Raw genomic sequence first — 7,812 nt, 5'->3', positions numbered from 1 at the left:
GCGCTGGATGTGGACATCGTGAACCTCCACGCCGCCGGTACCGCCGCCATGATGACCGCCGCGCTGGAGGGTCTGACGCGCCCCGACGGTACTCGGCCGCTGCTCATCGCCGTGACCCAGCTCACCTCTACCGAGCAGGAGCGCATGGAGCGGGAGCTGTGGATCGAAAAGCCGCTTGCCGAGGTGGTGATGCACTATGCCGAAAACGCCGCGCAGGCGGGCCTGGACGGCGTGGTGTGCTCTCCGCTGGAGGCGGGCGTTGTCCATGAGCGCTGCGGCAAGGACTTCCTCACCGTGACCCCCGGTGTGCGCTTTGCCGACGGGGACGCGGGCGACCAGAAACGGGTCACCACGCCGGCCAAGGCCAAAGAACTTGGCTCCGACTATATCGTTGTCGGCCGTCCCATCACGCAGGCGGAGGACCCCGTGGCTGCCTACCGCCGCTGCCGAGAGGAGTTTGTGGACTGATGCGCTGGGATACAGTCCTTTTTGATCTGGACGGAACGGTGACGGATTCGCAGGAGGGCATTGTGAACTCGGTGTCCTATGCGTTGAAGCGTCTTGGCCGGGAGGTCCCCTCTCCAGACATGCTGACCACTTTTGTCGGTCCGCCTCTCCACGAAAGCTTCCCTGCGCTCTGCGGGATGAATGAAGAGGAAACAGAGCGGGCGATCCGCGAGTTCCGCATTTATTTTGAACGCTACGGTTGGGCGGAAAACGCCCCTTATGCCGGAATGGCCGAGTTGCTTGCAAGCCTGTGCGCAGCGGGACTGCGGCTGGTGATTGCAACGTCGAAGCCGGAGGAATTTGCGCGGAGAGTTTTGCGGCATTTTGAGCTGGCGCAGTATTTTGACGACATCTGCGGCTCCCGTCTGGAGGATAAGTCCAGCGCGGACAAGGCGAGCGTCGTGCGCACGGCGCTCATGCGCGCCGATGTGACGGGACACGCCGTCATGGTCGGCGACCGCCGCCACGACATATACGGGGCGCACGCCAACGGCCTTGAGGCAATCGGCGTACTCTACGGCTACGGCAGCCGCGAGGAGCTGACCGCCGCCGGAGCGGAGCATCTTGCCGCCGATCTCAACGAGCTGAAAGCAATTCTGCTTCAGGAATAAAAAACAACGGGAGGAACATGGATATGGACATCAGCAGCAAAATCGCACAGGGCCTGCTCTCCATCGGTGCGGTCTTTCTGCGCCCGCAGGAGCCGTTTACCTGGGCGAGCGGCATCAAAAGCCCGATCTATTGCGATAACCGCCTCATTCTCACCGCCCCCGCCGTGCGTGAGACAGTCGAGCGCGCCATTGCGGACACGGTACACCGTGAGTTTCCGCAGGCGGAGGTTTTGATGGGCACCGCCACGGCGGGCATCGCCCACGCCGCCATCGCCGCGCATCTGCTCGGCCTGCCCATGGGCTATGTGCGCTCGGGCAGCAAGGACCACGGCAGAAAAAATCAGATTGAGGGCAGGCTCGAGGCGGGGCAGAGGGTCGTCGTGATCGAGGACCTCATCTCCACCGGCGGCAGCGTGCTGGATACGGTCGCGGCGCTGCGCGAGGCAGGTGCCGAGGTGCTGGGCGTCGTGAGCATCTTCACCTACGGCATGAAAAAGGGCGTTGAGCGCATGGTCGAGGCGAAGGTCAAGAGCGTGAGCCTGACAAATCTGGATACCATCGCCCGCGTGGGCGCAGAGGAGCATTACATCACCGAGGCGGACGTTGCGCGGCTGCTGGCCTTCCGCGATGACCCCGCCGACGAAAGCTGGATCAAAAAAGGAGGAACAAACTGATATGAAAAGCCTGATCGATATTCTGGAGCTCTCCGAGCAGGAGATCATGGAGCTGGTGAATACCGCCTGCGACATCATCGACCACCCCGCCGAATACGCGCACAAGTGCGACGGCAGAATCCTCGCGACCCTCTTCTTCGAGCCCTCCACCCGCACCCGTCTGAGCTTTGAGAGCGCGATGCTCTCCCTCGGCGGGCAGGTGCTCGGCTTCTCGGAGGCGAAAAGCTCGTCCGCCGCCAAGGGCGAGAGCGTGGCGGACACGATCCGCACCGTGAGCTGCTACAGCGACATCATCGCCATGCGCCATCCCAAGGAGGGCGCGCCGCTGGTCGCCTCCATGCACTCGCTCGTGCCCGTCATCAACGCCGGCGACGGCGGCCACAACCACCCCACGCAGACGCTGACCGACCTTCTGACCATCCACCGCGAGATGGGGCGCTTTGAAAACCTCACGGTGGGTCTCTGCGGCGACCTCAAATTCGGCCGCACGGTACACTCCCTCGTCGCCGCGATGAGCCGTTACACCGGCATCCGCTTCGTGCTCATCTCCCCCGAGGAGCTCAAGCTGCCGCGCTATGTCAAGGAGCAGTACATCAAGGCCAAGAACATCCCTTACACGCAGTCCACCGACCTCGAGACCGTCATGCCGGAGCTGGACATCCTCTACATGACGCGCGTGCAGCGCGAGCGCTTCTTCAACGAGGAAGACTATCTGCGCCTCAAGGACAGCTACATCCTCACGTCCGACAAGCTCAGGGGCGCGAAGGAGTCTCTTCGCATCCTGCATCCGCTGCCGCGTGTGAACGAGATCTCCGTCGCCGTGGACGACGACCCGCGCGCGTGCTACTTCAAGCAGGTGCAGTACGGCAAGTACATCCGCATGGCGCTGATCCTCAAGCTGTTGGAAATCAAGTGAGAAAGGAAGTGCGACACAATGATCATTGACTCTATTCAAAACGGCATCGTCATCGACCACATCACCGCGGGAAAATCCATGGAGCTCTATCAGATCCTCGGCCTCGATCAGCTTGACTGCACGGTGGCCATCCTCAAAAACGTTACGAGCGGCAAGCTCGGCTGCAAGGACATCATCAAGATCGACCGCGAAATGGACCTTGACTGGGACCTGATCGGCTACGTCGATCCAAGCATCACCGTCAACATCATCCGCGACGGGAAACTTGTGGAAAAGCGCACGCTCAAGCTGCCTGAGCGCATCCGCGGCGTGCTCAAGTGCAAAAACCCGCGCTGCATCACCTCCGTTGAGCAGGAGCTGCCGCAGGAGTTTGTGCTAACGGATCGTGAAAAGCGCGTTTACCGCTGCCGCTACTGCGAAACGCAGGCGGGTAAATAGGCTTTTGTAAGGCAGAAGTCGAGAAGATCCTGCTTGCAGAGAAGTATGCAGAATCAGACAAGCCTCGACGCACAGGGAGCCTCCTCTCAGCACGCTGTACTGTCCGGGCGCAAAGCCGAAGGCTTCAGATGCACCATGGAGGATGCTCGGCATATCATCACAATAGAGAGAATCTTCGGATACCCTCTATTGCAGCGATGCAGGAACAATGAAAGCTCTTTATCAATTAGGACATGGCGATGAAGGGCCCGGAGTATGTTCTTCTGTTTTGCACTGTAATCATGGCAGAGAGACGTAAGGAATATCCCCGGCTTGGCCGGGGATATTCCTTACGCGGGCAAAGCTCCATGCTGTCGGCCACGCCTCATGTGGCGTTGGTATAGTCTGCTAAACTTCTTCTGCCACTTCATTTCTGAATGGTCTCCCGTTGCTTTACAGCTTGCAGCTGCCAGACCGCATTTCTACTATAACAGGGAGATTTCTTTTCCCACAATAGTCGGTCCCGTCAAGATTTATACGCAAAATTATTTGCAGGCTCCGGCTGAGTGAAATCAGCCGGCAACAGAGGCGTCGTCCATGACCGCCTCCAAGTGCTTCATGTTCATGTATTTCTTGCAGCCCCACTGGGTACCTGCCACATGGCGAAGCCTCGCGCAGACCAGCATCAGAGCGGAGTTGCCGTCAGGGAACGTCCCCACCACCCGCGTCCTGCGGCGGATCTCACGGTTCAGCCGCTCGATCACGTTGTTGATACGGATGCGGGTCCAATGTTCGCTGGGAAAATTGCAGTAGGTCAGCGTCTCCTCGATGCCGTCCTCGACCTTCTTTGCCGCCTGCTTCAGTTTCATGGCGTGCAGCTCGGCGACCACGGCCTTCGCCTTCTCGCGGGACGCTTTCTTGCTCTCCTGGGCGTGGATCGCCTTGAGCATTTTTGCCACAATTTTGACCTTGGATTTGGGCACAACGGAGATAACGTTGCGGTAGAAATGCACCGTGCAGCGCTGATATTTGGCGTCCGGAAACACCTCGCCCACGGCCTCCAGCATCCCCATGCACTTGTCGCCAACGATGAGCTTTACGCCGTCCAAGCCGCGTCCGCGAAGCCACTGAAAGAAATTGATCCAGCTGGTCTTGTCCTCTTTCATGCCCTCGGCGGCACCTAAAACCTCACGAAAACCGTCCTCATTCACGGCAATTGCCACCAGAATTGCCACATTTTCGTACTCTCCGCCCCAGTTGCGGCGCAGGTAGATACCGTCCACGTAGACATACGGATAGCGCCCGCCCCGCAACGGGCGGTTGCGCCAGTCCTCGATGTGAACGTAGGCTTTCTTGTTCAGCTCGCTGATGGTGGCGGGCGAGACCTTGCTGCCCCACAGCGCTTCGGTGATGTCCTCTACCCGGCGCACGGAAACGCCTGCCAGGTACATCTCGATGAGGGCCTCCTCCACGCTGCTCTCCCGGTGGCGATACCGCTCGATGATGGCAGTCTCGAAGGATATGCCCTTGAGGCGGGGCATGTGGAGCGTGACGTCGCGGTCATATTATTGTACATTATCTTGCTGCAAATGAGCGGAAGCATATTTGCCCAATACACTTTTAATACGCACGCAATACGCATTATTTTTGCGGTGCGCCTGTAATACGCATTTAACACGGAGATAATGCGTATTAGCTATTTTCAACTACCGGGAAAGTGCAATATATCGGAATTTCTATATTGACAGCGACAATATATTGTGGTATATAAAGATTATCCAGTTATTTGTGCACCATTTGCAGGTCTATGATCTGCACCGCACACGTTGTAAAGTTTGTACTGAGGAGCACCACGCTCCCGTTTGAGATTCGGGCCACTGCGCCCTCGTGCTTTAATGACTATGCTGCGAGAAATTTTCTCTCGCGGCATTTTCCACCTGTATGCCGCTTTGCCGCCGTGCCATGATGTACCTGTACTTAAGGCATCGCGCATTTAGGTCGGAGCAGAGCAGGCACGGGTGGAAGGCTGTAATCAACAGCTTTTCGCTCTGACTAAGAACCCGAAGTATGTCAAAATGCGCCTCCCGAAACCGGGGTGGCCATCAAAAATTGAACAATACTGCAAACGCAGGAAGGATCGTATGAAGCCGAAACGGCAGGAAGATTCTTCCTGCGTTTTTGCTTACTATTTTGTCGCGGCACTTGCCGACGCCGCGATACCGCAGGAAAAGAAAGAGCGCCGGAATCACTTCGGCGCAGATCAGGAAAAGAAGTTTTGTAAAAAGCCGTTGGGACGATACGGCAGGAAAATCGTTCAGGGAGAGGCAAGCTCCCGCCCTGTATGCCGCAGTCAGAGTGCGGCGCCGGTCATACGGGGTATCGCACATCCTTCGATCCGTCACCGGGCGGATCACAGGACACCGGCGGAGCCTTCCGCAGCCGAGTTCAGCGGCCTGGTGTCCGCCACCGCTCCATCGGAGCAGGGCATGTTTGCCTCATGTGGCAGTGTACTGACCTGGCACAAGTAAAGAGAGACAGACATACGGACAGGCCGCGAAAAGCGCGCAGCATCAAGGCTTTCCGTTTGCGGCAGTCTATCCTTTCTGCGGAAATGCGCCGGAAACGGCGCTCCTTGCCAACGGGTGAAGTGCGCCCGTCTGAACACAACTATGATTACAAGGAGATTTCTCTATATGACCACAAAAGGCATTTACCACACCCTCGTTACCCAGTTGGACAAGCTGGCCCGCCACAACCGTCAGGGCAGCTTCCGCACGAAAGGCCGTTACTACGAGGCGGTCAAGCGTTTCTGCGCCTACCTCGCCGCCCACTACCATCTCCAAAAGCTGGAGAACGTCAGCGGCAAGCATCTAGTAAGCTACGTTCTCTATCTACAAGAGCAAGGCAAATCCGCCAGCACCATCAAGACCGACCTCTCCGCTATCCATTTTTTCCATGATAAGATGTCCCATCCCCGTTATGCGCTGCCGGGCAACGAGGAACTAGGCGTTGCTTTGGAACGCCGCCGCTTCGGGCAGCAGGATCGTACATGGACGAACTCGGAGTTCGGCAAGCTGATCGGCCGAGCCATGGCGGAGGAGCGGGAGGACTACATCCTCTCCCTGTATCTGGCCCGCTATGCCGGTCTGCGTATCCACGAGTGCTTTCGCATGGACACCGCCGCGGCGGAGCGTGCGCTGCGCGAAAACGCCCTCACCGTAAAGGGCAAGAGCGGCAAGGTGCGTATTGTTCCCATCGAGGACGACCGTATCACGATGATGCTAGAACGGCTGCTGGACAAAACGGAGCGCGGACACAAGCTGCTGGTGCCGGATGGCATCTCCACCGACCGGGCCATCAATGGCATGCAGCAGTTTATCCTCCGCGACCCTGACGCTATCTGTGACCCTACAGCGCCGGACAGGCGCATTACCTTCCATGGACTGCGACATACCTACGCTGCTGAAAAGTATACATCTCTCATCAACGGCGGCATGACGCCTTTGGATGCCCATTTTACCGTCTCCCGTCTGCTGGGGCACGAGCGGCCCGATGTAACGGACATCTATCTGGCATCCGTAAAGGGAGGCGCTGCCCATGGAGAATAAGTATCGTGACCTGCATGAGCTGCCCGTGACACTGCGGGTGGGGGACTTGATGCCCATTCTCGGCATCGGGCGCAACACCGCCTATGAACTGATCCGCAGCGGACAGATACGGAGCGTCCGCAGTGGAAGCAGACCGGATCATCAACATCGCTGGTACTAAAGGCTCCAAAAACGGAAAGCAGTGTGCGGAAGGTATTTCTGGCGAAAACCGTTTCGATGGCGCTCACAGGGGAGAAAGATAGGCAGCAGAGGGCAAAAGAAATGCTGGACAGCGATTATCAGGACTTTGGCCTTGTGATTGCCCATGAGGACGGACGTCCCTACGAGGAAAGGCAGATTGCCTTTCTGCTCCGCAAGCTGACCGATGCCACAGGACTGCCGCCGGTAGTTTTTCACAGTCTGCGGCATTGCAGCGCCTCGCTGAAGCTGCAAATCGGCGGCGGAAACATCAAGGCGGTGCAGGGCGATACTGGCCACGCACAATCCCGTATGGTAACAGATCTGTACGCCCATACCAACAACGAGGAGCGCCGCCGGTTGACGGAGAAGGTAGAGGCGGATTTCTTCCAGAAACGGGCTGATGTGCCGCAGGAAAAGCCGCTGGATAACTCTGCGGAACAGGCGTACCGCCTGCTGCAAGAAAATCCCGACATTGCTAAATTGATCATTGCAACGCTGCAAAAACAGACGCAGCAATAGCTTGTTGGAAGATCTGTTGGAAAGTCCAACGAAACTAAGAAACGATAAAACAAAACAAACCCTGTAACCGTTGTGGTTACAGGGTTTGCGTGGAGCTGCTGGGCGGATTCGAACCGCCGACCTCATCCTTACCAAGGATGCGCTCTACCGACTGAGCTACAGCAGCATATGGCGACCAAGATGGGGCTCGAACCCACGACCTCCAGCGTGACAGGCTGGCGTTCTAACCAACTGAACTACTTGGCCATCAATTATCAGGAGATCTTGTCGAACTCAAGCTTTTAGAGTATACCAGAAACAACATACGTTGTCAATAGGAAAATGGCAGGGGCAGAAACATTCGAACTCTCGACACGCGGTTTTGGAGACCGCTGCTCTAC

The 7,812-nt window shown here is 57.6% G+C and carries 9 protein-coding genes, 2 tRNA genes and 1 pseudogene; 9 read left to right on the top strand and 3 right to left on the bottom strand.

Annotated elements, in window-relative coordinates; all coding sequences use genetic code 11:
- From pyrF to ACMKFF_RS09330, 5 genes are all read left to right on the top strand, one after another.
- A partial coding sequence (gene pyrF / locus ACMKFF_RS09350) for an orotidine-5'-phosphate decarboxylase (RefSeq protein WP_419496762.1) occupies positions 1-468 on the top strand: 468 nt, incomplete at its 5' end.
- A complete protein-coding gene (locus ACMKFF_RS09345; RefSeq protein ID WP_419496761.1) occupies positions 468-1,118 on the top strand; it encodes an HAD family hydrolase in 651 nt (216 codons plus the stop codon). The genes pyrF and ACMKFF_RS09345, both read left to right, overlap by 1 nt.
- Before the next feature lie 23 nt (positions 1,119-1,141).
- Positions 1,142-1,792, top strand: coding sequence for an orotate phosphoribosyltransferase (gene pyrE, locus ACMKFF_RS09340; RefSeq protein ID WP_419496760.1), 651 nt, complete (start codon positions 1,142-1,144; stop codon positions 1,790-1,792).
- Position 1,793: 1 nt separating this feature from the next.
- The gene (gene pyrB, locus ACMKFF_RS09335) at positions 1,794-2,708 is read left to right on the top strand and encodes an aspartate carbamoyltransferase (protein ID WP_302929151.1); all 915 of its coding nucleotides are present in this window, start codon (positions 1,794-1,796) and stop codon (positions 2,706-2,708) included.
- Between the two features lie 18 nt (positions 2,709-2,726).
- A complete protein-coding gene (locus ACMKFF_RS09330; protein WP_235254137.1) occupies positions 2,727-3,146 on the top strand; it encodes an aspartate carbamoyltransferase regulatory subunit in 420 nt (139 codons plus the stop codon).
- Positions 3,147-3,697: 551 nt separating this feature from the next.
- On the opposite strand, the pseudogene ACMKFF_RS09325 reads toward ACMKFF_RS09330, so the two are convergent.
- Positions 3,698-4,681, bottom strand: a pseudogene (locus tag ACMKFF_RS09325) (IS256 family transposase); the annotation flags it as partial.
- A 585-nt stretch (positions 4,682-5,266) separates the two neighbouring features.
- Between ACMKFF_RS09325 and ACMKFF_RS09320 the strand changes: the two are divergent.
- The 4 genes from ACMKFF_RS09320 (at position 5,267) to ACMKFF_RS09305 (ending at position 7,432) form a co-directional block, all read left to right on the top strand.
- A complete protein-coding gene (locus ACMKFF_RS09320) occupies positions 5,267-5,653 on the top strand; it encodes a hypothetical protein (RefSeq protein WP_419496759.1) in 387 nt (128 codons plus the stop codon).
- Between the two features lie 141 nt (positions 5,654-5,794).
- Positions 5,795-6,733 (top strand): tyrosine-type recombinase/integrase, encoded by a 939-nt coding sequence (locus ACMKFF_RS09315; RefSeq protein ID WP_419496758.1) that lies wholly within the window; start codon positions 5,795-5,797, stop codon positions 6,731-6,733.
- Positions 6,723-6,893, top strand: coding sequence for a helix-turn-helix domain-containing protein (locus ACMKFF_RS09310; protein ID WP_302929144.1), 171 nt, complete (start codon positions 6,723-6,725; stop codon positions 6,891-6,893). Before ACMKFF_RS09315 ends, ACMKFF_RS09310 begins: the two co-directional genes overlap by 11 nt.
- 23 nt (positions 6,894-6,916) lie before the next feature.
- On the top strand, positions 6,917-7,432 hold the full coding sequence (locus tag ACMKFF_RS09305; protein WP_419496757.1) for a tyrosine-type recombinase/integrase: 516 nt from the start codon (positions 6,917-6,919) through the stop codon (positions 7,430-7,432).
- Between the two features lie 90 nt (positions 7,433-7,522).
- On the opposite strand, the gene ACMKFF_RS09300 is transcribed toward ACMKFF_RS09305, so the two are convergent.
- Positions 7,523-7,598, bottom strand: a tRNA-Thr gene (locus tag ACMKFF_RS09300).
- A gap of 3 nt (positions 7,599-7,601) precedes the next feature.
- Positions 7,602-7,678, bottom strand: a tRNA-Asp gene (locus tag ACMKFF_RS09295).
- Positions 7,679-7,812 lie beyond the last annotated feature (134 nt).

Origin of the sequence: Faecousia sp. (assembly GCF_048519415.1) — a bacterium.
In the GTDB taxonomy this organism is placed as follows: domain Bacteria; phylum Bacillota; class Clostridia; order Oscillospirales; family Oscillospiraceae; genus JAZOXB01.
The sequence above is the reverse complement of the archived record's forward strand: the minus strand, read 5'-3'. Positions and strand labels throughout refer to the sequence as shown.

Coding starts and splice junctions, on each gene's coding strand:
- ACMKFF_RS09345 (WP_419496761.1), top strand. CDS start 468: ATGCGCTGGGATACAGTCCTTTTTGATCTGGACGGAACGGTGACGGAT.
- pyrE (WP_419496760.1), top strand. CDS start 1,142: ATGGACATCAGCAGCAAAATCGCACAGGGCCTGCTCTCCATCGGTGCG.
- pyrB (WP_302929151.1), top strand. CDS start 1,794: ATGAAAAGCCTGATCGATATTCTGGAGCTCTCCGAGCAGGAGATCATG.
- ACMKFF_RS09330 (WP_235254137.1), top strand. CDS start 2,727: ATGATCATTGACTCTATTCAAAACGGCATCGTCATCGACCACATCACC.
- ACMKFF_RS09320 (WP_419496759.1), top strand. CDS start 5,267: ATGAAGCCGAAACGGCAGGAAGATTCTTCCTGCGTTTTTGCTTACTAT.
- ACMKFF_RS09315 (WP_419496758.1), top strand. CDS start 5,795: ATGATTACAAGGAGATTTCTCTATATGACCACAAAAGGCATTTACCAC.
- ACMKFF_RS09310 (WP_302929144.1), top strand. CDS start 6,723: ATGGAGAATAAGTATCGTGACCTGCATGAGCTGCCCGTGACACTGCGG.